Origin of the sequence: Methanoculleus oceani, assembly GCF_023702065.1 — an archaeon.
Classification (GTDB): domain Archaea; phylum Halobacteriota; class Methanomicrobia; order Methanomicrobiales; family Methanoculleaceae; genus Methanoculleus; species Methanoculleus oceani.
On the sequence record NZ_QFDM01000003.1, the window covers coordinates 95,437 to 118,892 of the forward strand.

Consider the following 23,456-nt stretch of genomic DNA (forward strand, 5'->3'; position numbering starts at 1 on the left):
TCCGGGCGCCTGTGATCGGTATACTTCGCCGGCGGTTCAAATATGGTTTTTTATTCGTTTCCGGCGACGGATGCAGCGGGATCGGATCCTGCCGAATAACGTTGAGTAATGTAATGCCGGGCTGTCTTCCGCTACTGCCGGCGGGCAGATCCAATCCCTGCCGCCGCAAAATAGCGTTATTGTCTCCCGGTAAACGTGAGCGAATCCGGTACGTCCGGTGGACGCCTGTCTGTCCGGGGCGGAACTTCAAGCGCACCCGTGTGCTCCGGGTCTTCTGCCGCGGAAACCGGAAGGCCCGGCGTCCTGCCCGGTCAGGCAGCGGAATACTCCACCGGAATGCTGATGCAATACCATCGGGATGCGCCGGGTATATATCTTAAAAATGACAGGGATGACCATGAAACAGATCACCATCAACGCGCTCGTCGACATCGGGTGCCTGATCACGTTTATTCCCTCGGTCATTTCCGGACTCGTGCTCTATCTTGTCCTGCCTTCCGGAGGAGGGGCGGGCAGCGGATGGGAATTATTCCTCGACATCCCCCGCAGCCAGTGGGTCGTCATGCACGACAATTCAAGTCTCGTGTTTGCCGCCCTGATAATCGTCCACCTGCTCCTGCACTGGAAGTTCTTCCGGCATATCGACAGGTACCTTACCCGAAATAAAACGAGCAATGCACAACCGCCGGGCGACCAATAACGTGAAGGGGCTCCGGAGTATACGGCCTATCGGTCTTCATCCAGGGTCTTTGTCATCGCGTAGTAGTCCAGTCGTTTCCCATTCCGGACGGGAATATACGCCGCGCATTCCGTTGTGTAGCCCAGCACGTCGTAGAACCGTTTCGACGGAAGCGAAGCGGAGAGATCGACTCTTCTGACACCGCGATCGAGTGCCTCCCTCTCCAGGGCCTGCATCAGGAGGGCGCCGTATCCCTGCGCTGGCGGGAGGGGTGCACGAAGACCCGTTTGATCGTCGTGCCGAGCAGGGTTCCGGTGCCGACGATCCGGCCGCCGGGTTCGAGGACGAAGGTGCAGCCCCGATCTGCGTTCTCCATGATCTGTTCTACGGTGTGGTATTCGAGGAAGAAGTCAATCGCCTCCCGCGGGTATACCGGCGCATACGAAGCCTCTATCGTCCCGGTGACGAGCCGGCTCACGTCCTCTAAGTCCCGGGGGCGGAATCTCCGGAGGGGGACATCCTGCTCGGCCATGATCCTCGCGAGAGAGATGGTGCTTCTTGCGGGATAATCGTTCCGGGGAATCCGTTCCCGCTATTCCCCGGGCAGGGTTATCGACGCGAGCCAGGCATGGTGTCCTTCGGCCTGGATGCTATTCTCGAAGACCGCCGGCCGGATGTAATTGACGGACCACCCGTCCCGGAAGGTATCCCGTATCTCACTCTTCGCGATCCTCCTTGGAAGAGGGTATTCGCCGGGATTTTGGTCGCTGAAGCAGAGCATGAAGTAGTTCCCGCCGGGGGCGAGAACGGCCGCGAGGCTCTCCACGAAGACCGGCCGGTCTTCGTCGGAGAGGGTATGGAAGAGGCCGGAATCGATGACGGTATCGAACTTCCTGTTGAGTCCGGGGAGGTCCAGTGCGTTCCAGACAAGGAAGTGCGCCTGCAGCCCTCTTCCGGCCGCCTTCTCTTCAGCTTTCCTGATCGCAAGAGAGGCGGTGTCGATCCCGAACGCCTCATGCCCTTCTTCCGCAAAAAAGAGAACGTGATCCCCTGTTCCGCACCCTACGTCCAGGACGGAGCCGGTAACCTCTCCCGCACGGGCGAGCTCGACGAACGCCTGCTGGGGGCGGCCGATGTCCCAGGGAGGGGTGCCCCGGTAGACCGAATCGAAGATATCCATAGGTTATATTGATCCGGGGGCGATTTAACCGGTTCTGCAGTATTCAAGCGGGCAGAACCGGATATCGGATCGGAAGCGGGGTTCGCGAACGCTCACGGCAGAGAGATCCGGCCTTTATCTCTCCCCCTCAACTCCCGAAAACGCCGGGCACCCGGTGACGCAGAGGCTGCACCGGATCGTTGCCGTCCTGGCGATCAACGGCGCAAGCGGGGCCACACTCCTGAGCAGCAACTGCCGCCGGAGCAGCCACTTCACGACCGGGACAACCGGGGGCGGGATCCATGCACGCACGGTCCGGCACCGGAACGCGTCGACACCGTCCGGGCCGATCGCCCCTTCCGGGCATGCCCGGATGCAGGCTCCGCATCCGGTACAGAGCGGCGCAGGGTTTTCTCCTGCCACGCCGCCAATTCCTGCTTCCTGGACCGGGGCTCCGGTCGCGACACCGCTCATCAACAGTCGCGGACCGAAGCGGGGAGTGAGGAGAACGGTGTTTTTCCCGATCTCCCCAAGCCCCCCGGCCGCTGCAACATGCTTCAGCCGGACGACTCCCTGCACCCTCCCGTCGACAATCCGCACGGGCAGGTAGAGCGGGATAGGACGGGACGGGATATGCTCCGCATCCAGGCAGCCGGCGAGCCGTACGGCAGCGTTGTCCAGGCTCTCTGCAATCCGGAGCATCTCGCGGGTCTTCTCCTTTTGCGGCATCCGGTACACCGGGACCGGGACTTCCTTCCCGAAGACGATCACGGACCGGGCGGCCGGGAAGAACTCCAGGACCGATGCCCTGTCCGCATCGGTGAGATCCTCGATGCCGACCCGGGCGAAGACGTCGACTCCCTCATCTCTAAAGAACGTCGCAAGATCCATCCCGGCACTTCCTGGAATGCATGGGTGTGAATGCCTCATCAGGGTATTGGTGAGGCTGTCATGGAATTGTTTTCCTCGCTATATTCTGGGGTGGAGATGGCGGCGAGGTTGCTTTTCTTCCCCGGAGGCACCCCCCGCACGACGCGGAAATGCAGCGGCCCGAAGTCCGGAACCCGGGCACGTTCCCGCCGTCCTGGTCGTCGCAGTCGCCACGAACCTCGTCGACAGGCTCGGCACGCCGTACGGGGGATATCCGCCCCTCGCACAGGCGGTGGGGCTGGCGCTCGTCCTCGGCACCCCGATCTTCGCCGTCGCGGTATCCCGGGTATTCGGAGGCGGGCCCGGTACGGACGGCGTCCCGCAGGCCGAACAGGCGGCCGGGGACTGATACCGCCGCACGACGGCCGTGATCGGCAGGAGATACCGGCAGAGCTCCGGGACGCCTGGACAGACAAACGGTCGATCTCAACCGGCGCCGAGCAGCCATTTCCAGAGCGGGACATACCGGACCGCCCCCTCTCTCTTCTCCGTATCCTTCGTGAGAATGGTGCACTCCCGCACCCCGGAGCCGTGGAGGTCTGCAAACTCGAGCAGTGCTTTCTCCTCCCGGGTGGAGAGAGCGTCCGTATACGAGACGTTGATGGCCGAGAGCGACCGGTCGGGATTTTTAACGACGAGATCGACCTCACCCTGTTTCTTCCAGTAGTAGACCTCACGACCCTGTTTCTTAAGCTCGATGAAGACGAGGTTCTCCGCAAGCTTTCCCTCGTCTTCCGAGAACCGGAACGATACGGCGTTCCTGAGACCGTTGTCGATGCAGTAGATCTTTTTGTTGTTCCGGCTCTGGGTCTTGAGCGAGTAACTGAAGTACTGGACCTCAAAGAGGATCTTCGCCTTCTCCGCGTAGTAGAGGTACTCCCTGACGGTCTCGAAATCGATGCCGAGCACCTCCCGGAGGTTCCGGTAGGAGTAGGGCGAGGTTACGTTCGTCATGCAGTATACGAGCAGATCTCCGAGCGCCTTCTGGTTCCGCACCTCGTTGACCCGCACGATGTCGCGATAGACGATGCTGTCGTAGTATGCCTTCAGCTGGTCCCGCCGGACCGCTTCGTCGTCCTGGAGGACGACCTGCGGAAAGCCCCCTTCCCTGAGATACTCGCCGAGCAGGTGCAGGAGCCGGTACTTCGCCGCCGCGAGCGTGACGGGATCGTGCGGCAGGTCCTCGCCCGAGAAGATTATGTATTCCGCAAAGTCGAGCGGGTAGACGTGAACCGGGAGGTACCGCCCGGCAATGAGCGTCGAGAGGTTTGAATCGAGGAGATACGACGTCGAGCCGGATATGACAAGGGTGAACTGCTTCCGGTCGTAGAGTGATTTCACCCACCGCTCCCACCCCTCGATTGTCTGGATCTCGTCGAGGATGAGGTAGACCGCATCGCCGCCGTACACGTCCCTGCGGTAGGTCTCAAGCAGGGTCTCAAGCGGGTTTTCGAGGCGGGCAATCTCCGGCTCGTCGCAGTTCACGAAGAGTATCGACCGCGGATCGACCCGGCGGTTGCGGATAAGGTCGTCGATGATCTGGAAGAGGAGCGTCGTCTTGCCCGAACGGCGCACTCCCGTAAGGACGACGATCTCCCCGGTCTCAAGGTATTTCTGTATCTTCGTGAAGTACTTCTCCCGCCGTATACCCGCTTCGAAGGGTCTGCCGCTCCACCAGGGGTTGAGGGCGGTCAGGAGGTCGAGAACCGAGGGCATATGGTTTGTTGGACTATACTCCGGCATAAATGTTTGTTTTCACTGGGGTATAATCGAGCTAAATAGGTGATCCCCGGGGCCTTCTCTCAAAGGCATGCCGGGATACCATCACCGTCCCGGCGCTTCCGGGGTGCGTCACCTCCGGGGAGAGCGGTGAAAGGGCGCCGGCACGAAAGACCTCGCCCGCACCCGGGCCGGACCCCATACGCCCTCAAACCGGTAGAACCTAAATCCCCGGCACCAGATCCTCCGACTTCGTGATCGCCCGGACAATCCCGGCAACGACCGCTCTCTCTTCCGGCTGCAGTCTCGTGTAATACAGCCTCGTATCGCTCGCCTCGACGATCTCTACGGCATCCGTGACCGGCTTTAAGAACCCCTCAAGCACGACACCCCCGGACGCGATGATCTCACGAACGGCGCTTTTGATCACGGAGACCTGCCCCTTCCCGACGATCTCTTTCAGGAAACCCGCTGTAATCCGCTGCACCGTGTCCGGGTCCAGGTGCTCCGCGTGCCTGTACGCTTCACCAATCAGGGAGAGGCCGTTCGTCTCGTTTCCGTCCAGGAGCGCCTCCCGTGCGAGATCGAGCGCGAGCTGCATTAATTGCGCTGCCTCGTCCGGGTCTCCCGGCTGCGCCTTCCCGATCGCCGCCAGCGCATCGGCTCGTTCCCCGGCGGTATACGAGGCCGACGGCTCCTGCAGGGGTTCGCCCTCCATGACCCCCGGGAACTCCTCGGGGACCGCCGGCCGCTCGTGCCAGGCTTCTAAAAACTCGATGAAGGTTCCTATCCTGTCCCGGCCGGCCGATCTGCGCATCGCCCGCCAGAGCCAGAAGAGGCGATCCCGGACTTCATACGACGTCCTCTTCTTCATCGGGCGGGAGACTACGTACCCGTCCGCCTCCAGCCTCCGGAGCTGCGCGTTCACCGTCGCCGGGTTCAGCCGGGCGCGCTCCGCGATATCCTTCGGCGTAATGGGGGTATCCGCGCTGAGAACGGTATCGAAGATGATCCTCCGCTGCCCGGGAAGCCTCCGGAAGACCTCCCGGTAGTAGGGCGTGTGCTCGTCCATCAGCCTGAAGAAGACAGCCCCCATATCATCGGTCCCGGCTCTCGAGGCGGTCTCGTACACCTGGACGGCCAGCCGCGGGCTGCCGCCGACGAGGTGCAGCAGTCCCTCGATACCGGGCTCGGAATCGGAGAAGTTCTCGATGAAGGCGGTGTTGCCGTCCAGCCGTGCGACCCTCTTCATGAGTTCCTTCGCTTCGGCGAGTTCGAGTCCCCGGAGGTGAAAGACCCGGAAGAAATTGTAGAAGGGCTCGTCGTGATCCGATATCCCGGGGAAGATCGACGTTGCCGACGCGACCACCGAAAAGAGATCGCTCCGCTGGAATATCGATCGCAGCGCCCGGATCTCACTCTTATCCATCTGGTTGAAGAGTTCGTGCACGTTATCGGCGAATATCGCGATCCGTCTTCCTCCGGCCGCTTTAGCGAGCGTATCGACCGCGGCGTCGCGGATCAGGGGGTCGTCGTTGAGCGCGACGATCTCCGAAGTATCGACCCCCGTCTCCTCGAGCACCCTCAAGAAGAAGTCCGACGCTCTGAATATCGAATACTCCTCCTCCGCGAGTTTCACGGGGATTATCCGCCCGGAGAGGTCGTCGCGAACCCTGTGGTAGAGCAGGCTCAGCAGGTGCGATTTTCCGGCGCCGTGGGAGCCGGCCAGGAGGAAGAACCGCGGCGTTCCGCTATGGGATGCCTGATCCAGTTCTTCCAGCATGCCCTCCAGGAGCTTCTCCCGGCCGACGAGGAGGTACCGGAGCGTTTCCCGGTCCAGGGCCGCGGGGAAGTAACGGTAACAGCTACCAGGTGCCGGCATGGTAAATCCTCCACCAGTCTCTTAACATCTTCGAGTAAAACCGCAACTCGCCGGGAGTATCCGAGGTGACGTAAAAATCGTGGTTCAACTGCGCCAGCAGCGCTAAGAACGCATCTTCGCTCTCTGATGCGGTGCTCCGCCTGAAGATATCGTATGCGATGACCGCAGGCAGGGATTCTGCGGCACTCACCGCGCTTAAGATGGCGCGTGCGGCTTTTGCTTCCGCATCAGAGTAGGTGATCTGGAGACGGCGCGAATAATGCTCGAAGTAGTGGCGCCCCTCGCTGCCGAGGATTCTTTTGTTGTAGACCTGATCAACCAGCGCCGGGGAGGGCGCCCCTCCGGAGATGTCGACCTCCTCCTTCAGGCCGGAGAGGACGATCATGAGGAAGTATGGGATGCAGGGGTCGCCCACGCAGTCGAGGACGGCCCGCCCGATCTCCGGAGAATACTCCCAGCCTTCTCCCCGGAAAACCTGTTCGACGACGGACAGGGCGACGTCCTCTTCGAACCCGTCGATGCTGACCCTCCGGAAGTCGTTGATGACCGGGGTTCCGCCGACGTCGTAGACGACGTGGTCGATGCTGACCGAGCCCCCGACGATGAACCTCACCCCGGGCGAGACCTGCCGCAGCCGCCGGAACCAGTGCAGGAACTTCCGTGCGTCGTCGGCCTCCATATTCTGTATTGCAACCGGAAACTCGTCTAAGATGATGCAGACCGGCCCGTCGACCTCTGCAAAGATGGCGTCCAGGTTCTTCGTCTTCTCGTGCCAGTCGTCCGAGAACTCCGCTCTCAGGCGGCTGCGGAGTTTTGCCCTGAAGACCGGGGTCTCGATCTCGTCGATGCTCTCCTGCAGCCGGGCGAACGCCTTCCCGAGAGCGGAGAAGAACCGGGTCTTATGGTTTGCTCCCCCGCACTCGATCAGCGCCGTAACGAGATCGGTGATGAACTCCCCCGGCGAGTTCACGCTCTCGACCTCGAGGAAGACGCACGGCTTATGTCTGCTCGCGAGGTCTCTCTCGATCTTTCGCATGATCGAGGTCTTGCCGAACCGCCGGGGGGCGACGAGCATGACGTGGTCTTTCTCGATCGTATCCAGGATGAACGCGGTCTCGCGTTCGCGGTCGATGAAGTCGTCTCCCGTTGCGGGACTACCTACAGGCAACATGTAGCACCTAATGAAGATGTTGTATAACATATCTGTTATATAACGATTTTGTTATGTTTTGTGTTCCGGGGGGTGGGGGATCAGATCATACAATGCTGCACGCGGGCAACCCGGTGGAAAATAGAGAAGTTCCACCGGTTCTGGAGATGGCTGCCTCCAATGAAATACCTTATTTCGGCATCGTTTGAATCTGAATGAGATTGCCGCAGGTGTCGTCGAAGACCGCTATGGTCACCCGGCCGACAACTTCTGTCGGCTCCATCGTGAACTTCACGCCCCGTTCTTTCAGCCTTTCATATTCCGCATGGGTGTCTTCAACACCAAAGGACGCGGCAGGGATGCCCTGTTCAAATATTCCTTTCTGGTATGCCTGTGCTACCGGATTGCTGTTCGGCTCAAGCAAAAGCTCGGTCCCGTTCTGGTCGTCGGGAGAAACGACGGTAAGCCACCTGTACTCTCCGGCGGAAACATCGCTCTTCTTCACAAAGCCCAGCACTTCGGTGTAGAATTTCAGAGCCCTGTCCTGATCGTCTACAAATACACTGGTCAGTATGATCTTCATAGTCGACCATATTCGGAGAACTATATGTCTGTTTCGGCAACTAATCAGTCCGAATTATCCCCGGAACGAGCCGCTACTCCAGCTTATCCCCCGCACATATCACCGACTGTCTGAAGCGTGTTCCTGCAGGTATGCGACAGCCAGTTCGTATGCCGAATATACCTTCTCTCTCAACCTTCGGCACGCCGCATGCCACAATGTGCACCATCTTTGTGGCGAGGGTAATCTTTGTTGCATCCGAGTCACGGTACGGATAGATGGCGACGATCGCGTCTTCATCTGTCAGGATAACCTGGTTCTTATGGAGAATGACGGGTGTTGCCATCCCGATGCCGAGGAACTCTTCATCCTCTTCTGCAAACCTCATGGAGAGACTCCCGCCCAGAGTATCGGCATCGAAAGCGGCAATGGGTATGCCTGTCCGGACCGAGGCCAGATTATAGGCATCTACCGCGGTGTTGATCGTCGGGAGCATCTTCCCGGCCAGGATCCTTCTCACCAGCGCTTCCGAGGCGGGCCGTGTTTTGGTTGGATCGACGCCCACCCTCCAGAAGAAGTCCCTGTACGCCCTGAAAATAGGTTCATCTCTGACCTGCTCAAGCGTATACTGTTCTCTTACCGAGCGGACGATCTCGTCTTTCAGGGCTTTTAGGGGCGGGCTCTTCTCTTGAATTGACAGCGGTCCGACATCACCTTCTGCAACCGACAGACCGGGGAAGGTGGCAAGAATCTCCTTATGAATCTCCATGACCCGCCCTCCTCACCTGCGGGAGTACTCTTTATGGGCCTTCTCGATCGTCATGATCTTCTCGATCTTGACGATGCTCTCCTCATGCTCGATGATATAAAATACCGTGAAAGACCTGCCGATATGCAGGCGATAGACTGCAGGAGGGTTAGGGTACTCGAGTTTTTCCTTGTTTCCTCCCGGAAACGGGTCTTCCTTGAGTTCCAGGATCTTTTCGACGATGATGCGCCGGGTTTTTAGAGGGAGCCTTTTTACGAACTCTCGTGCCCTTCGCTCGATGACAATAGCAAACACGCTCTCCTGCTCCCCGGTGCGTCAGTCGTCCTGCAGGATATCGTCCGGGTCAAAGGCTACGAACTCGCCGGTCTCATCAATCTCGGCGATCATCTGCCAGTCCCGGTAATCCTGCTCGCGCCGGATCATCCCGGCAAGCAGTTCATCGTAACTCTGCCCGGCTTCCTTGAGGTTGTGCAGGTCCCTCCAGGTGGGCTCTTTCACGGGAATACGCTTGATATTGCCGGCTCCACTCGTGCTGGAAGACATGTATCTGAGTTTGGGTCCGCGTGATATTTATAATTGTGCACATTTGCCACAATGTGCCATATGATCATCCGGGTGCCGTCCACGGAAAGCGCCGCTATTTCGAGACCGGAGAGCAGATAACGGTTCGGTTCCCGGTCGAGCTCCGGGTTGATCCTGCGGCATAATGTCCCGTTGCCGCCGATCGTGACAGGGACGGAGCACAGCGTTAGCGGGGCAGCATTGGGTGACAGTAATAAGAGTGGAGATACGTCAGAACCATCCATACCGTTTGTGCGCCTGCTCGATCGACATCACGGCAAGAACATGGACTTCCTTTTCGGGTTCATGGATGCGATAGAATGCCGTGAAGGTCCGGCTGATATGAAGTCTATAGGTGTCTTCGCGCCCGTGCACGTGCAGGCGCTCCTTATCGCTTCCGCTGCCGGGATACGGGTCTTCCTGCAGGGTTTTCAGGTTCTCCATGACTATCCGCCGACTCTTTTCGCTGAGGCTCCGGATGCTCTCAAGGGCCTTGCGATTAATCAGTATCCGGAACGTCAAACTCCAGCTCCACGAAATCCCCTTCGGCCTCGATGCGGTCCATATCCTCGATGAACCGGCGCTTCTTCTCCTGCTCCACCATGGAGGAGAGGAGGTCATCGAAGGTCTGGCCGGGGTGCTTCAGCTCGGAGATCTCCGCCCATACCCCTTCCGAGACGGGAATCCTCTTGGTTGCAGTCATGATAGTATTGTAAGTGCTTACCATATTTACAATGTCGCACGCGAGTGAGCCGATGGAAAAATGAGTGAGTTCTGACGGTTCGGGAGACGTCTGCCCGCTATCAGGAGCGAAGAGCCTCAGGTATGCCTGTTATGCAGATTGGGGCGTTACCATTGCGGATATGGGCACGGTGGACCTGAACTTCCGGCGCTCACGGCGCAGAACGTCATCTGGATTCTGGAAAAGAAGGTGCCGGTGATCGAGGGGGCTCACCCTCTACCGACCGCTACGTAGATAGCTGAAGACCGTGACGGCGGAATAGGGAATCCATCCTCCTTGAGACCCTCGATGTGGAGTTCGATCGCCTCGTGCATCCGCTCTTCCACTTCCTCACGGGTCGCTCCGGTCGCCACGCACCCCGGAAGGTCCGGGGAGTACGCCGAGTAGTTGCCGTCGGTCTGCTCGACGATGACAAGAAATCGATACATTATTCATTCCTCCCTTTCAGCCCTGCCTGTTTGAGAGCGCTGTTCAGCGTTCCAGGAGCAAGATCGTCTGCCGGATGCCCGGCGAGGGTAATCCTACCAGACTTTGACGGATGCTTATACTGCCGGTGGCTGCCCCTGGTTGCCCCGTGTAAAAATACTGTATGAGGATGCTCATGTTTCTTGCGTTCTGTTCCGACCTCCCACCCCTGAAAGCCGAAGAAACCCACATCCGGTTCCTCAAGGCTCAACGTCGGAGGGCTGCTCCCGGTATCGTCCTTGCCGGTGAGCCCGCGAGCAGGAAGAACCGGCTTTCTGGAGAGAAAAGGCGTGAAACGATCCGCGAAGAGAGATGTTGTTATCGTACCAGGGCTTGCACTGTGGTCGCCTGCGGGTGGCCGAACAATTCCGGATTAATGATCACCCCGGCTCCGGCCCCCGATTGGAAATCCCGTGGCAGTCCCCCGGTTTCACATCCTCGCGATAAAGCAACGCATATATGGAGCCTGTCGTTCCGTTCAGGGCCATTGGCTCACCCTTTTAACCTCCGGTTCCCGAGGATGATGCATGCGCCGGGAACCATCCCGGTGAGTGAGGTACAGAACCATGCAGCAGAGAACAGACGATAGAGAGACCGAACAGAAAACCAGCGGCGGCAGCCCGGACCAGAAGTGTGACCGCACCGTCGGCCAGGCCGCCACTGGTACATCTTCACCGGAAGAGATAAGCGTGCCCCCGGTGCCGCTTTTCCTCGTCCCGCGAGCGGTGGCGGACGAGATCCGGCGGCACGGCCGGGCGGTGCGGGAGATCAACGTCCGCCGGACCCGGAACCACCAGTACGCGATCAGCGTCGAGCGGGGGCGGGGATGACCCGGGAGTCGAAGCCTTCGGCTTCTTCCGCTCCGCTCCTGATGGAGCATCGCAACCCGAAAACCTTCGGTTTTCTCCCGCTCCGGTCCGATAGAACCATCGCGCAGGGGACCCTCGCCTGTACGGCGGCCGGCGGGCTCATCGTCGATGTGGAGGGAGAACGCTACCGGATCGAGGCCGGGGATGTAAAGGGACTGATCTTTTCCGGCCGGCCGGCGCCGGTCATGCGGGAGCGGTGCGAGGGTGTGACCGGGTTGACGATCGAGGGGCATGCGGCGGTGCACCCCGCCGGGAGAGCGGTGGTGATCCGGACCCGGGCGGGGGCCTGGATCGTCCCGCTCGCCTCGTTCCAGCGGGTGGCGTGTGGGGAGGAGGTGAGGGCGCCGGTTTTGGGGCTTGTTTCGGAGAGTGACCGATTATTGAGTGAGAGTTTGAGCACCTATCTGAGGGATTCAACTCCCTAAGACTGCACAGGAATCGAACCCGCGGCCTCTACTATGCCAAGGTGCTACCCCCTTTACAGTCTCTAATTAATAAATTCGCGGAATATATTGCCGTGATAGTGTCACGGGAAGACGTTTCGTACTGCTTGCTCTACTGAATTGCTTCAAATATTTCTGGACACAGCGTGTAAATGGATCACTCCTCCCATTTTTAAAATCCCGTGACTCTCGCATAGGAAAAAATTCGTAAATCTTATCCCTTCTCATAGATATCTGATTTTTAGGTTGTACAATGTTCGAGAGATTCATAGGTGGGCGGAAGAAGAGTAATAATCCGTTTGACGAGTTTAACGATCCTTACTCAAAATTAATTCAGGCAATTGAGGATACACAATACTATATCAATAGAGGGAATACCTCCGCAGCCATTTCTGCATTTAAGAAAGCCGGAGAAAAATTTAGTGAAAGCTATGAGTTAATCACCGATCTTATAAACTATCAAATAGAAGACGGAGAGTTACAAATCGCATTAGACTCTCTGGTAAATATTCAGGATACATACAGTACTTATTATGATCTTGCGGAATACTTTTCCATCGATTTACGTGAATATAAGCAATTGATATTCGCATATCTCGAGATCCTCAAGGGCTTATTATTAATCGATATGGGGAAGCATCGGGTGGCGATAAAAGCGTTCGATAATGCTCTTGAACTTGATGATGGTAACAGTACCGCTTGGGTCTGGAAAGGCCAAGCATTACTCGCTTTGGAGAACTCCCAAGCGGCACTTGGCGCATTTGAAGCCGCATTAAGAACAGACTGGCATTCTGCCGATGCATGGGCCGGAAAGGGCGACGCTCTCTTAGCGCTTGAAAGAGCAGATGAAGCGATTGAAGCGTATAGCACGGCATTGGAACTGAACGACACAGAGGCCGAACTATATTTTAAGCAACTTGTATGTCTGATCGCACTTGAAAGATACGAAGATGCACTGAAATCTCTCAATGAGATCTTAAAATTCAATGAAGATAACGCTGTAGCGTGGTATACAAAGTACATTATTTTAGATCTACTCGGAGAGGAGCAGAGTTCGCTTATTGCACAGAATAAAGCTTTAAAGATCGATCCAAATGTTGTTAGCGATCCATTTATTGAAGAATTAAATAATGCCATCAATACGATCGAAGAGAATAGTGAGGACAGTCCTCAAACAGATACTGGTTATGGGTTCTCTGACGCCACTGTATCAAGTAGCAATACAGAAAGAACTCCCACATCAATAAATCCGTCTTCAGATGCCGCCGTACCAACAAATACCAGTGACTTAACTGTTGAAGAATCTAAAATTTCACCTAAACCAAAGAAACCTATCCCCTACAGGAAAGGTTCCGGCGAGAACATGGGTGAAGCTCCCAAAGGTTTTGCGTGTGTCGCCGGAATGGAAGAACTGAAGGAGAGATTAATACGGGATGTCATTCAGCCTCTCAAGAATCCCGAAAAATACAAGAAATTCAAAGTTTCCATTCCAAATGGGATTCTATTCTACGGCCCTCCTGGTTGTGGCAAGACCTTTATCGTCCGGAAACTGGCTGAAGAGCTCGGCTTCACTTTCATCGAAGTACACCACTCAAGCATTGGCTCCTCATACATGCATGGAACAGCGCAGAATATCGCAACCAAGTTTCAGGAAGCAATTGATCATGCGCCGACCATTCTCTTCTTCGATGAAATTGAAGGGATGGTTCCAAAACGGGAGAACCTTTCTTCTTCGGACAGTCACCGACAGGAAGAGATCAACGAATTCTTAACACAGCTGAATAACGCGAGTAAGCATAGCGTGCTGGTTATTGGTGCTACAAATCAACCCGATCTGATTGACTCCGCAATCATGCGTTCTGGCCGAATGGATAAACGCGTATACATCCCTCCGCCTGACCATGACGCAAGAAAAGCCCTCTTCAGGAATGGTTTAACTGACCGACCGTGCGCATCAGATATTGATCTGGATGAATTAGCACGGCTAACGGAAAACTATGCCAGTTCAGATATCGCCCTCATTGCCGAAGAGGCTGCTCGGGCTGCTGTCGATCTCGACCGCGATGAGATTGACATGGAAATACTCCTGTGGAAGGTTGAGGAGATCAAACCTTCGCTAGTAAAGTCACAGATAGCGAAGTATAGGCAATTTGAGCATCTTGAAAGGTGAATCTCAACTTTCGTAGGGGTATTTTGAGAAGAGATATGCTTCTCGATATATCTCAGCCAGCAGAGTGACACCTGCACGAATACCCTTTATACGTCATCGGGTAATGTATTATCACGAGCAGGGGTGCAATCTGATGAGAAGCCTGAATTACCGTATCCTCCTCCGGAAGGAGCCGGAAGGCGGGTATACCGTTATTGTGCCGACCCTTCCCGGCTGTGTCACCTTCGGAGAGACCGTCGATGAAGCTATTGCGATGGCACGGGAGGCCATTGAACTCTACATTGAGGGCATGCTAGCGAGAGGTGAGGAAATCCCCACCGAGGAAGGACTGCTGGAATACACCCTCACCGTCGAAGCCCATGCCTAAACTTCCGGTACTCACGGCCCAGAAGATCATCAAGATTCTAGGAAAGAAGGGATTTGTGCTGGACCGGGTGAAGGGAAGTCATCACCTCTTCTATCACCCGGAGACGAAGCGCCAGGTCGTCGTCCCGGTGCACGGGCGGGACCTCCCGACCGGCACGCTCCTGGAGATCCTCAAGCAGGCCGGGATTGAGCGGGAGGAGATTGAGGATCTTTTGTAAAACGTTAACCGGGTATACGGGACAGGTTCAGCGCAGCCTGCGGCCAGCCGAGAAGGCCCCTCTCAAAGATACCGGGCAAAATCCTCAGGATCGATCTTCGCCAGCTTCAGGACACTGCGAAGTGTACCGAGCTTCAACTCGTTGTGCAACGGAACGACCGTACCTACCTTTCCATCGGGCGTCGCCTTCGAAAGGCGAACATGGCTCCCGGATTGCCCGCTTACGACGAATCCGTACTGTTTCGAGAGTATCTTGATCACCGTCTCGCCCGAGGTGGGTTTAAGCCCGGGCACCCTCGGCCACCTCGAACGTTGTGATGATCGGCTTTCTCCCGTCTTCCAGCGGGAATTCCTCTAAGTACAGCTCCGTAGCCTCTTTGAGGTTGGCCACCGCCTCTTCAACCGTCCTGCCCTGGCTGACGGTGCCGACCTCCGGGCACTCCGCGACATACATATCCTCTTCCCTGTAAAGCACGGCCGTGAACGTCCTCATAATCTCACCGATAGAATAGCATCTCTCTTTGTCGTGATAATACTTGACCAACATATCCTGGCCAGCCATCTCGTCTGTTATGAGTGTGCACACGATGCCGCGGGAAAGTCTCTGAAAATTTCTCGAAACGACTATCCGGCGGGTAATTCCTTTAGGGCCTTGCGTGCAGCATCCATCTCGGCTCGCTTTTTGGTGCAACCGATACCCTGCGCAAGTTCTTTCCCGTTAAGACAGACAGCCGCTTTCCACACCTTCTTGTGGTCGGGGCCCTCGGAGAAAGGCTGGTATTTTAATTCCCCCAATGGGTGCCGTTCAACATACTCTTTAAGTCTGCCTGCATAGTTGCCCTCAGGATCGAAGGTCTTGATCTCTTCAGCAAATATGCCAAGGATAACCTCCCGCGCCTTTTCTATCCCTTCAGCATAATAAATTGCTCCAATAAACGCTTCAAATGCATTGGCAGTCATCTTCATCGTCGGCTTCCTGCATCCCCGGAAGCGTATCGCGTCGTCGATCTTGAGATTATTTCTCACGACGACATCTGCCAGATTTGCATTCGCGGTTATTTTCATCCGTTTGTTCATCTCTTTGGGATCATACAGGTTAAAGTCATGCAGATATCCGGCAATTACAAAATCGAGGAGATAATTGCCGAAGAACTCTAATTTCTCATTATCTTCGCAGGGGATGTTCTCCTGTTTCCTCTCGTTGGAGAATGAGCTGTGTGTGAGTGCTGTATCGTAAAGAGCGAGGGAATCTTCGTGAGGTTCTATCCTGAAATACGGACCACGGAGAATATCGAGTATTTTCGCCTTCTGGGACTCTTCCATAGATGTCGATGCACCTATGGCGATTTAACCATTGGTTTTCTGCTCTCCATGCTTCTGCTCCCGGTATCGTCCTTGCCGGTGAGCCCGCGAGCAGGAAGAACCGGTTTTCCGGAGAGAAAAGGCGTGAAGTGATCCGCGAAAAGAGACGTTATTATCGTACCAGGGCTTGCAATGTGGTCGCCTGCGGGTGGCCGAACAATTCCGGATTAGTGATCCTCCCGGCTCCTGCCCCCGATTGGAAATCCCGGGCCGGTCCCCCGGTTTCACATCCTCGCAATAAAGAAACGCATATATGGAGCCTGTCGTTCCGTTCAGGGCCATTGGCTCACCCTTTTAACCCCCGGTTCCCGAGGATGATGCATGCGCCGGGAACCATCCCGGTGCGTGAGGTACAGAACCATGCAGCAGAGAACAGTCGATAGAGAGACCGAACAGAAAACCAGCGGCGGCAGCCCGGACCAGAAGTGTGACCGCACCGTCGGCCAGGCCGCCACTGGTACATCTTCACCGGAAGAGATAAACGTCTCCCCGGTGCCGCTCTTCCTCGTCCCGCGAGCGGTGGCGGACGAGATCCGGCGGCACGGCCGGGCGGTGCGGGAGATCAACGTCCGCCGGACCCGGAACCACCAGTACGCGATCAGCGTCGAGCGGGGGCGGCCATGATCCCGGAGCCGGGCACGCTCAGCCACAGTGCCGGCGGAGCGCTCCGGATCTCCGTCGAGGCGGAGCGCTACCTGATCGAGGCCGGAGATCTCAGGAACCTCCTCTTCTACGGCCGGGTGATCCCGATCACGCAGGCGGCCCCCGGCGGGACCGCCATCAAGGGGCACGCGGCGATGAACGCTTCCGGCAAGGCGGTGATGCTCCATACCCGCGTCGGCTCTTACATCATCCCGCTCGTCAGTTTCCAGCGGGTCGCCCGCGGGGAGGCCGTCTCCGCCCCGCTCTTCCCCCTCGTGCCGGGGGCTGCCTGATGCGCGGTGACGTTCGCCGGGCGATCGAGGTCCTCGCCGGCGGCGGATACATGATGTGATATGGTAGCGCGACGATACCCCTCTCGCGAGAGGATGCCGCGATCGACCGGCATTAGATTCTTCTTCACTCCCGAGAGAATACTCAGAAAGAAATCAGAGGCATACAGAGGGGAGGCATGGCAGTCGGAAAGATCGGCGCTCGGACTCGTTTGGGCGCATCTATAAGAGCAGCAGCATGAACCCCGTCCGCATCTTCATCAGCAGCGTGCAGAAGGAGTTCGCCGACGAGCGGGCGGCTCTCCGCGACTACCTGCGGGGCGACGCACTGATGCGGCGTTTCTTTGAGGTCTTCCTCTTTGAGGAACTCCCCGCCGCCGACCGCCGCACCGACGTCGCATACCTCGACGAAGTCCGGCGCTGCGACATCTATGTCGGGCTGTTCGGGAACGACTACGGTTCCGAGAACACCGGAGGGCTCTCCCCGACCGAGCGGGAGTTCGACCTCGCCACCGCCGAGGGGAAGTACCGGCTCATTTACGTCAGGGGCACGGACGACGCCGCACGCCACCCGAAGATGCGTGCGCTTGTTCACAGGGCAGAGGGCGGGCTGATCCGGAAGCGGTTCAACACCCCCTCGGAACTGGTCGCCAGGCTGTATGCGGCGCTCGTTGAGTACCTGGAGGAGAAGCAGCTCATCCGTTCCGGCCCCTTCGACGCGGCCCCGTGCACGAAGGCGACGCTCGACGACCTAGATCCCGAACGGATGGCGTGGTTCATCCGCACGGCCAGAGCGACCCGCCGGTTCCCCCTCGCCGGGGATGCCTCTCCCGCTGAACTGCTGGAGCACCTGAATCTGCTTGACGACGGCCGGGTGACGAACGCCGCGGTTCTCCTCTTCGGGAAAAAACCGCAACGATATCTCCTCTCTTCCGAGATCAAGTGTGCCCACTTCCACGGCACCGAGGTAGCCAAACCGATCCCCTCCTACCAGGTCTACAAGGGCACCGTCTTCGATCTCGTGGACGCGGCGGTGGACTTCGTCCTCAGCAAGATCGCCCTCTCGGTAGGCACCCGCGAGGCCGGGCCGCAGGCGCCGGTGCGCTACGAGATCCCGAAGGAGGTGGTGGCGGAGGCGATCGTGAACGCCGTCGCCCACCGCGACTACACCAGCAACGGCAGCGTCCAGGTGATGCTCTTTGCCAACCGCCTGGAGGTCTGGAACCCGGGCACCCTCCCGCCGTCCCTGACGCTCGAGAAACTCCGGCAGGCCCACGGCTCGGTGCCGGCGAACCCCCTCCTCGCCGAGCCGATGTACCTCGCCGGCTACATCGAGCGGATGGGCACGGGGACGCGGGACATGATCCGCCGCTGCTCCGAAGCAGGTCTGCCGGAGCCGGAGTTTGCCGTCAGTGATGGGTTCCGGACGATCGTTCGCCGGGTCCAGGGAGGGGAAGAACCTTCGGGGAAAACTTCGGGGAAAACTTCGGGGAAAACTTCGGGGTTAATCCTGGACATGATCCGGCGACAGCCAGAGATCACCATACCGGAGATGGCCGAAGCACTGGGCAAGAGCACCCGGGCTATAGAGATGCAACTCGCAAAACTCAAACAGTCCGGAAAGGTGCAACGCATCGGCCCGGCAAAAGGTGGCCGCTGGGAGATTACTGAAGGCGGAGATGAGTAGCGTCGGTGAGCGTGGGATTTTCGCGCAGATGCTGGTCGTCGTCTCCTTCCAGGGGATGCGTGAAGGCAGGCTGAAAGAGGTGGCAAAAGATCAGGTGCAAGTTCACCACCTCTTTTATCACCCGGAGACAAAGCGCCGGGCCGTCGTCCCGGTGCACGGGCGGGATCTTCCGGCCGGCACGCTCCTGGAGATCCTCAAGCAGGCCGGGATTGAGCGGGAAGAGATTGGGGATCTTTTGTAACGCATCTCAGTGCTTTGAAATTTGTTTATCTCTGCTCTCTGATCGATCCTTCTTTGTTCGCCGAGATACCTTCTGTCTGTCTCCTCCTCGCGCTCGATACATTACCATGAGAAAAAGTAATGCCGCCTCATCCCCCAGTACCCCATTAGCGCCCTGATGTGAGGCTGTCGGTCATGAAGAACCAATACTTCGGCGATTATCGAGACCTGTTCAAATACGACTTGATTCAGCAGATCATGCAACAGTGCCCAAGCCTCAAGCAGTTTTCCTTTATTCCCATGCTCACGGCAAACGATAACCGAACCGACGGTAACAAACGGGGTTTTGATGAGCGTATGAAGGGTCGTCCGGGATCAGAGAATGATGAACTGGTGGAGTACCTTCAGTACCTTCATAAATATCATCGGATTGCGCCGGAAGACAGAGATTTTACAGAGATTAGGTACTTTTTCGAAAAGAAGGGAGTCCAAACGGAGATCTATAATCCACCTGATCACTCTCTGGAAGAATACTTTACGCACAGAAAACGGTATGAATACTTCTCTAATGTCCCCAATAGTCTTTTAAAATCAGCGCTGGTTTTTGTCGATCCGGACAACGGCCTGGAGGTGAAAAAGTCATCCCACAAGCACACCCTGTACTCGGAAGTCAGGTCACTGCTTGAGCGCATGAGCGATGATTCTCTCCTGATGATCTACCAGCACTTTCCCCGCAAGGAACATAACGACTATATCGACTGGAGAGTGCAACAGTTCCGAAACGAGACGAATTCAGATCCGTTGTGGATTTCAGACAACGAAATCGTCTTCTTCTTTGTGGTAAAAAGCGGTGGGGATCATGCCAAGCTGAAAACGTTGCTGTCAGAGTATTCAAAACCATATAAGAAATGCTGGGTAACCGGCGATAGGCTACCATCGAATCTTGAAAATCCCAAAGGGTAGCATGAGTGAAACTACCAGGAAGGTTATCCGCATCGAGAACGAGCTTGCCCGGGCTCTGTGCATGAAGGTGCGAGGTGCGACGGTTCGCAGGACCGGAGCATGAGCACCGAAGGTGCGAGGGGTGTTATGCCCGGCTGGCGCGGGAGGGGAATGGGGGTGGGGGTGAGGTGGACTACATGAACTGTATGCTGAACTACGGCTACTCGCTGCTGGAGGTCGAATGTTTGCGGGTTATCAACAGCGTGGGGCTCGGTGCGCATGTAGGATACCTCCACGAGATGCAGGCGGGCAAAAACAGTCTGGCCTACGATATCCAGGAGTTGTTCCGGTTCCTTGTGAATCTGGCGGTTATCAACCTTGCTGAAAAAAGTGCGATGAACGCGAAGGACTTCGTGAGGACAGAGATCTACGCGCTGCGGCTGCGGTCAACTGGTGCGCGGAAGATGACGGAGGAGATTAACGCTGGGTTCAATAAGTGTGGATCAACAGCTGATCTTGAAGATTGATCTACTTCTGTAGGACGAATTTAATTTCGCTAGATTTAATGTCAACGAAATGAAAGATAGGAATATATAGCGGATTCCCCGGGAGCAGTGGAACAAGCAACAATCTCAAAGTGGAATCGATCGGCACCTTTTCGTGACCTTTGAGATTCTTGACGTAGGTAAGTGGACGTTTAAGCCGTATACAATTGTGTGAGAGCAGAAGATTGTTGGTAGTATGATTGAGACAATTGGCAAATCAAAAGATAACAAAATCATGAATCTTTTAGCCGAAGTGACTGGCGGTATGAGTTACAAGGCACACAAATATGCTCTTGACCACTTGGAACGGCCTTCGGTGGATTATGGCCCTAGTGAGATTGTTTGGAAACGAAGAGCTGAGACTACCCCGCATAGAACCTACATAGATTTATCTGAGAGGTGTAAGACGCTCGCCGGTCAGGATGATCAGATTTTGAGCTATTTCTTGGACGGTTCGCGCAGGATTTTTAAAGTTGATGATATGGCTTACACACACTCGGGTGGTCGAGGTGTGATTTATCCTGTAGTGGCCGGGCAGATAGGAATCGGATGTTGCCGTCGTATTGACAAAAGGGTGGTTCCGGCTAGGTTCAAACGCGAGTTTGTATTGTCCATGCCTGATGTGGCAGATGCTGACGGAAAATCAGGATTTTGGCCAGCGACAGTAAAAAAACTTAATGAGTGTGCTGAATTAAAAAGACTCGGAATTGATTTCTCGACTATTCTTCCGTATAAGACATCTAAAAACGATGATAAAAAATACGAGGATCGAGCCACGGCTTCTATCCAAGATAGAATGATTGAACGTGAGAAAGAATTAGTAGCAGAACTCGTCCGCGAGGGCATGTTGAATCAAGATAACTACTTAGTTAAGGATGGGTCTTTGGAATATCGTCCTACTAAGGAAGATAAATCTGATAAGAGGAAATATCAGACCTTCAAGAACAACTACAACTGGGTTATTGGTGCATCAAAAAATTTTAATCCGGAAGTCTGTATGGATGTTTATGGCAAGCCAAACCCCAAATTTATTGCAGATTTGCCACTTTACCATCGTACACCTGTGGCGGAATATGAGAATGATATGCTAGGTGATATTAAATTTGCAGTATGGTATATTCGATTGCGGGATAAAAACCAGACGCGAACTCCGTTCGATGGTATTCTTAAAGTGGAAAAAATTCTCGTGACAGAGGAGGAGAATGAGCACGGGATAGAAAGCGAACTCGTTGATACGGTGAGCGCTTATCTAATAAACGAAAGGAATCCTGTTTGTTATGGCTCAGATCTCCGTTGGGCGAATCACATATACCCTATCCATCTGACAGAGTCTTTTGTGAAATCTCGGTATTTGAGTACGGAAAGTTTTCTACATTTATTCTAAAGGAGAGACGATATGAGTAAACTAATTGGACGGATTTTGGCAACTGAAAAAAACCCTACTACAATCGATGAATTTAATTTTTGGACGAATTCGGACTTGAAACTCAGTGCGTTTGATATAGTCAAGGTTGAGCATATCGACGGGTCTTACACTTTTGGGATGATCGAGAACATCTCCCACATCACGGACGCCCAGAGTTTTCTGACCAACTTCATTTCCAGTGATTTCGGTGATGTAAATATTAATGAACCAACCTTGCGAGTTGGCATGAACTATGCTAAAGCCAAAGTTTCCTTCAACAGCGGGAATCTGTACACCCCGGTACATAACAACGCTAAGGTGTATCTTGCCAGCGCAGAAGAGATCACGATGGCTTTGGGCCTTGACAGGATTCAAAATCCGCTGGTTTGTGGGTCTTTAAGAATGTATGAAGGGACTCCAGAGGAGGTAACAGTCCCCGTACGTTTGAACTCGAAATTTATCCTAGGCCCAGAAGGTGCGCACCTGAACATCTCTGGCATTTCCGGGCTCGCAGCGAAGACATCGTATGCTATGTTTCTCATGAAAGCCATCCAGGATCGATACCAGAGCGACGATATGGACGACAGCGTGGCCTTTGTTATCTTTAACGTTAAGGGAAAGGACCTGATGGCGATTGATAAGCCGAATGACTTTTCATCAGATAACCCTGATGAAAAAGAGCGAACTCTTGCGGAGTACGAAGCACTGGGTTTGTCCACCGACCCGTTTAAAAATGTGAAATATTACATTCCCTTCACAGATCCAAAATCTGCCAAACAGAGCACATATTTGACCAAAGGGGAAATTAAGAACAATATCGACGCCGGTCAGCTGAAGAAGTTCAAGTACATCTACTCGGACGATAAGGAGAACATCGAAATGATGTTTGCGGACATTGACGACCCGACCCAAACTATGGAGTCAATAATTAGCAAAATCATTGATAAAGAGGACAACGATTTCGGGGGTCTTTCAACCTGGAAAGACTTCATGGATAAAGTCACGGAAAAAACCCAAAAAGGCTCTCCCGGGGATAAGGGAGACATTTCCGTATTGAGTTGGCGAAAATTTAAACGGGTAATTCGCAAGGCCCTTCAGGACGAGATGTTTGCTAACAGGGTCAATAATCATGGAGCGGAATGCCGTTTAGCTGATGAATTGAAGCAAATCAGGAAGAACGAGGTGTATGTCGTCGACATTGCCAAGTTACCCGAAGACAAACAAGCATTTGTCTTTGGTGACGCCGTACGCACGATCTATAATTTAAAGCTCGGAGAGTATGACGCCGAGTCAATCGATCCTCCGTCCAGAATCATCATTTTCATCGACGAACTGAACAAATACGCTTCAAAAGATGTCCCGAAGACGTCACCAATTCTGCGTGAAATACTGGACGTGACCGAACGTGGACGGTCATTAGGCGTTGTTCTCTTTGCCGCCGAACAATTCCGCTCTGCTATCCATGCCCGTGTAACTGGCAACTGCGCCACACATGCCTATGGAAGAACAAACTCCATCGAAACCTCGGCTAAGGATTATAGCAGCCTTCCGAGTACTTACAAAAACATGCTGACACGGTTGGAACAGGGGGATTATCTAGTTCAAAACCCGATCTTCCGTTCCATCTTAAAAATAAATTTCCCGAAACCCATCTACAAGCAGTTTAAACAATGATGTGATG

32 protein-coding genes are annotated in these 23,456 nt (G+C 55.3%); 14 read left to right on the forward strand and 18 right to left on the reverse strand.

Annotated features, from left to right (window positions below; all coding sequences use genetic code 11):
• The first annotated feature begins 397 nt into the window (after positions 1-397).
• On the forward strand, positions 398-700 hold the full coding sequence (locus DIC75_RS10150; RefSeq protein WP_250987927.1) for a DUF4405 domain-containing protein: 303 nt from the start codon (positions 398-400) through the stop codon (positions 698-700).
• A gap of 26 nt (positions 701-726) precedes the next feature.
• Here the strand turns inward: DIC75_RS10150 and DIC75_RS10155 are convergent, their stop codons facing one another.
• From DIC75_RS10155 to DIC75_RS12300, 15 genes are all read right to left on the reverse strand, one after another.
• Positions 727-915, reverse strand: coding sequence for a GNAT family N-acetyltransferase (locus DIC75_RS10155; protein ID WP_250987928.1), 189 nt, complete (start codon positions 913-915; stop codon positions 727-729).
• Complete coding sequence (locus DIC75_RS10160; protein WP_250987929.1) at positions 915-1,211, reverse strand: GNAT family N-acetyltransferase; 297 nt, start codon at positions 1,209-1,211, stop codon at positions 915-917. The genes DIC75_RS10155 and DIC75_RS10160 overlap by 1 nt, the downstream gene beginning before the upstream one ends.
• A 60-nt stretch (positions 1,212-1,271) precedes the next feature.
• Positions 1,272-1,859, reverse strand: a complete 588-nt coding sequence (locus DIC75_RS10165) for a class I SAM-dependent methyltransferase (protein WP_250987930.1) — start codon at positions 1,857-1,859, stop codon at positions 1,272-1,274.
• 114 nt (positions 1,860-1,973) lie between these two features.
• Positions 1,974-2,729 (reverse strand): 4Fe-4S binding protein, encoded by a 756-nt coding sequence (locus DIC75_RS10170; protein WP_250987931.1) that lies wholly within the window; start codon positions 2,727-2,729, stop codon positions 1,974-1,976.
• Positions 2,730-3,194: 465 nt separating this feature from the next.
• Positions 3,195-4,484 (reverse strand): ATP-binding protein, encoded by a 1,290-nt coding sequence (locus DIC75_RS10175; protein WP_250987932.1) that lies wholly within the window; start codon positions 4,482-4,484, stop codon positions 3,195-3,197.
• Between the two features lie 226 nt (positions 4,485-4,710).
• Positions 4,711-6,369, reverse strand: a complete 1,659-nt coding sequence (locus DIC75_RS10180) for an AAA family ATPase (protein ID WP_250987933.1) — start codon at positions 6,367-6,369, stop codon at positions 4,711-4,713.
• A complete protein-coding gene (locus DIC75_RS10185; protein ID WP_250987934.1) occupies positions 6,353-7,540 on the reverse strand; it encodes an ATP-binding protein in 1,188 nt (395 codons plus the stop codon). The genes DIC75_RS10180 and DIC75_RS10185 overlap by 17 nt, the downstream gene beginning before the upstream one ends.
• A 169-nt stretch (positions 7,541-7,709) precedes the next feature.
• The gene (locus DIC75_RS10190; RefSeq protein WP_250987935.1) at positions 7,710-8,102 is read right to left on the reverse strand and encodes a VOC family protein; all 393 of its coding nucleotides are present in this window, start codon (positions 8,100-8,102) and stop codon (positions 7,710-7,712) included.
• 73 nt (positions 8,103-8,175) lie between these two features.
• A complete protein-coding gene (locus DIC75_RS10195) occupies positions 8,176-8,850 on the reverse strand; it encodes a B3/B4 domain-containing protein (protein WP_250987936.1) in 675 nt (224 codons plus the stop codon).
• Between the two features lie 12 nt (positions 8,851-8,862).
• A complete protein-coding gene (locus DIC75_RS10200) occupies positions 8,863-9,144 on the reverse strand; it encodes a type II toxin-antitoxin system RelE family toxin (protein ID WP_250987937.1) in 282 nt (93 codons plus the stop codon).
• Between the two features lie 21 nt (positions 9,145-9,165).
• Entirely contained in the window at positions 9,166-9,393 is a 228-nt protein-coding gene (locus DIC75_RS10205) for a hypothetical protein (RefSeq protein ID WP_250987938.1), read from the reverse strand.
• Between the two features lie 249 nt (positions 9,394-9,642).
• Complete coding sequence (locus DIC75_RS10210) at positions 9,643-9,855, reverse strand: type II toxin-antitoxin system RelE/ParE family toxin (protein WP_250987939.1); 213 nt, start codon at positions 9,853-9,855, stop codon at positions 9,643-9,645.
• A 55-nt stretch (positions 9,856-9,910) separates the two neighbouring features.
• Complete coding sequence (locus tag DIC75_RS10215) at positions 9,911-10,114, reverse strand: hypothetical protein (protein ID WP_250987940.1); 204 nt, start codon at positions 10,112-10,114, stop codon at positions 9,911-9,913.
• A 248-nt stretch (positions 10,115-10,362) separates the two neighbouring features.
• A complete protein-coding gene (locus DIC75_RS10220) occupies positions 10,363-10,581 on the reverse strand; it encodes a type II toxin-antitoxin system HicB family antitoxin (protein WP_250987941.1) in 219 nt (72 codons plus the stop codon).
• Positions 10,581-10,808, reverse strand: coding sequence for a type II toxin-antitoxin system HicA family toxin (locus DIC75_RS12300; protein ID WP_352151828.1), 228 nt, complete (start codon positions 10,806-10,808; stop codon positions 10,581-10,583). The genes DIC75_RS10220 and DIC75_RS12300 overlap by 1 nt, the downstream gene beginning before the upstream one ends.
• A 376-nt stretch (positions 10,809-11,184) precedes the next feature.
• Between DIC75_RS12300 and DIC75_RS10225 the strand changes: the two genes are divergently transcribed.
• The 5 genes from DIC75_RS10225 to DIC75_RS10245 all read left to right on the forward strand — a co-directional run bounded on the left by DIC75_RS10225 (position 11,185) and on the right by DIC75_RS10245 (position 14,684).
• The gene (locus DIC75_RS10225) at positions 11,185-11,448 is read left to right on the forward strand and encodes a hypothetical protein (RefSeq protein WP_250987942.1); all 264 of its coding nucleotides are present in this window, start codon (positions 11,185-11,187) and stop codon (positions 11,446-11,448) included.
• Entirely contained in the window at positions 11,445-11,912 is a 468-nt protein-coding gene (locus DIC75_RS10230; protein WP_250987943.1) for a hypothetical protein, read from the forward strand. Before DIC75_RS10225 ends, DIC75_RS10230 begins: the two co-directional genes overlap by 4 nt.
• A gap of 271 nt (positions 11,913-12,183) precedes the next feature.
• Positions 12,184-14,100, forward strand: a complete 1,917-nt coding sequence (locus tag DIC75_RS10235) for an AAA family ATPase (protein ID WP_250987944.1) — start codon at positions 12,184-12,186, stop codon at positions 14,098-14,100.
• Between the two features lie 103 nt (positions 14,101-14,203).
• The gene (locus DIC75_RS10240; protein ID WP_250987945.1) at positions 14,204-14,467 is read left to right on the forward strand and encodes a type II toxin-antitoxin system HicB family antitoxin; all 264 of its coding nucleotides are present in this window, start codon (positions 14,204-14,206) and stop codon (positions 14,465-14,467) included.
• Complete coding sequence (locus DIC75_RS10245; protein ID WP_250987946.1) at positions 14,460-14,684, forward strand: type II toxin-antitoxin system HicA family toxin; 225 nt, start codon at positions 14,460-14,462, stop codon at positions 14,682-14,684. Before DIC75_RS10240 ends, DIC75_RS10245 begins: the two co-directional genes overlap by 8 nt.
• A gap of 62 nt (positions 14,685-14,746) precedes the next feature.
• Here the strand turns inward: DIC75_RS10245 and DIC75_RS10250 are convergent, their stop codons facing one another.
• The 3 genes from DIC75_RS10250 to DIC75_RS10260 all read right to left on the reverse strand — a co-directional run bounded on the left by DIC75_RS10250 (position 14,747) and on the right by DIC75_RS10260 (position 16,006).
• Entirely contained in the window at positions 14,747-14,977 is a 231-nt protein-coding gene (locus tag DIC75_RS10250; protein WP_250987947.1) for a type II toxin-antitoxin system HicA family toxin, read from the reverse strand.
• Positions 14,964-15,230 carry a type II toxin-antitoxin system HicB family antitoxin gene (locus DIC75_RS10255; protein ID WP_250987948.1) on the reverse strand — a complete coding sequence of 89 codons (267 nt, stop codon included), beginning with the start codon at positions 15,228-15,230 and terminating at the stop codon, positions 14,964-14,966. Before DIC75_RS10255 ends, DIC75_RS10250 begins: the two co-directional genes overlap by 14 nt.
• A 77-nt stretch (positions 15,231-15,307) precedes the next feature.
• Entirely contained in the window at positions 15,308-16,006 is a 699-nt protein-coding gene (locus DIC75_RS10260; RefSeq protein ID WP_250987949.1) for a ribonuclease III family protein, read from the reverse strand.
• A 399-nt stretch (positions 16,007-16,405) separates the two neighbouring features.
• Here DIC75_RS10260 and DIC75_RS10265 point away from each other — a divergent pair, with 399 nt between their 5' ends.
• The 8 genes from DIC75_RS10265 (at position 16,406) to DIC75_RS10300 (ending at position 23,449) form a co-directional block, all read left to right on the forward strand.
• Positions 16,406-16,669 carry a hypothetical protein gene (locus DIC75_RS10265; protein WP_250987950.1) on the forward strand — a complete coding sequence of 88 codons (264 nt, stop codon included), beginning with the start codon at positions 16,406-16,408 and terminating at the stop codon, positions 16,667-16,669.
• Positions 16,666-16,980, forward strand: coding sequence for a hypothetical protein (locus tag DIC75_RS10270; protein WP_250987951.1), 315 nt, complete (start codon positions 16,666-16,668; stop codon positions 16,978-16,980). Before DIC75_RS10265 ends, DIC75_RS10270 begins: the two co-directional genes overlap by 4 nt.
• Positions 16,981-17,215: 235 nt before the next feature.
• On the forward strand, positions 17,216-18,664 hold the full coding sequence (locus tag DIC75_RS10275) for a DUF4062 domain-containing protein (RefSeq protein ID WP_250987952.1): 1,449 nt from the start codon (positions 17,216-17,218) through the stop codon (positions 18,662-18,664).
• Positions 18,657-18,905 carry a type II toxin-antitoxin system HicA family toxin gene (locus DIC75_RS10280; protein ID WP_250987953.1) on the forward strand — a complete coding sequence of 83 codons (249 nt, stop codon included), beginning with the start codon at positions 18,657-18,659 and terminating at the stop codon, positions 18,903-18,905. The genes DIC75_RS10275 and DIC75_RS10280 overlap by 8 nt, the downstream gene beginning before the upstream one ends.
• A gap of 173 nt (positions 18,906-19,078) precedes the next feature.
• On the forward strand, positions 19,079-19,846 hold the full coding sequence (locus DIC75_RS10285) for a hypothetical protein (protein WP_250987954.1): 768 nt from the start codon (positions 19,079-19,081) through the stop codon (positions 19,844-19,846).
• A gap of 176 nt (positions 19,847-20,022) precedes the next feature.
• The gene (gene cas1, locus DIC75_RS10290; RefSeq protein WP_250988321.1) at positions 20,023-20,352 is read left to right on the forward strand and encodes a CRISPR-associated endonuclease Cas1; all 330 of its coding nucleotides are present in this window, start codon (positions 20,023-20,025) and stop codon (positions 20,350-20,352) included.
• Between the two features lie 214 nt (positions 20,353-20,566).
• Positions 20,567-21,754, forward strand: a complete 1,188-nt coding sequence (locus DIC75_RS10295) for a hypothetical protein (RefSeq protein ID WP_250987955.1) — start codon at positions 20,567-20,569, stop codon at positions 21,752-21,754.
• Between the two features lie 12 nt (positions 21,755-21,766).
• On the forward strand, positions 21,767-23,449 hold the full coding sequence (locus tag DIC75_RS10300) for an ATP-binding protein (protein ID WP_250987956.1): 1,683 nt from the start codon (positions 21,767-21,769) through the stop codon (positions 23,447-23,449).
• The last annotated feature ends 7 nt before the right edge of the window (positions 23,450-23,456 follow it).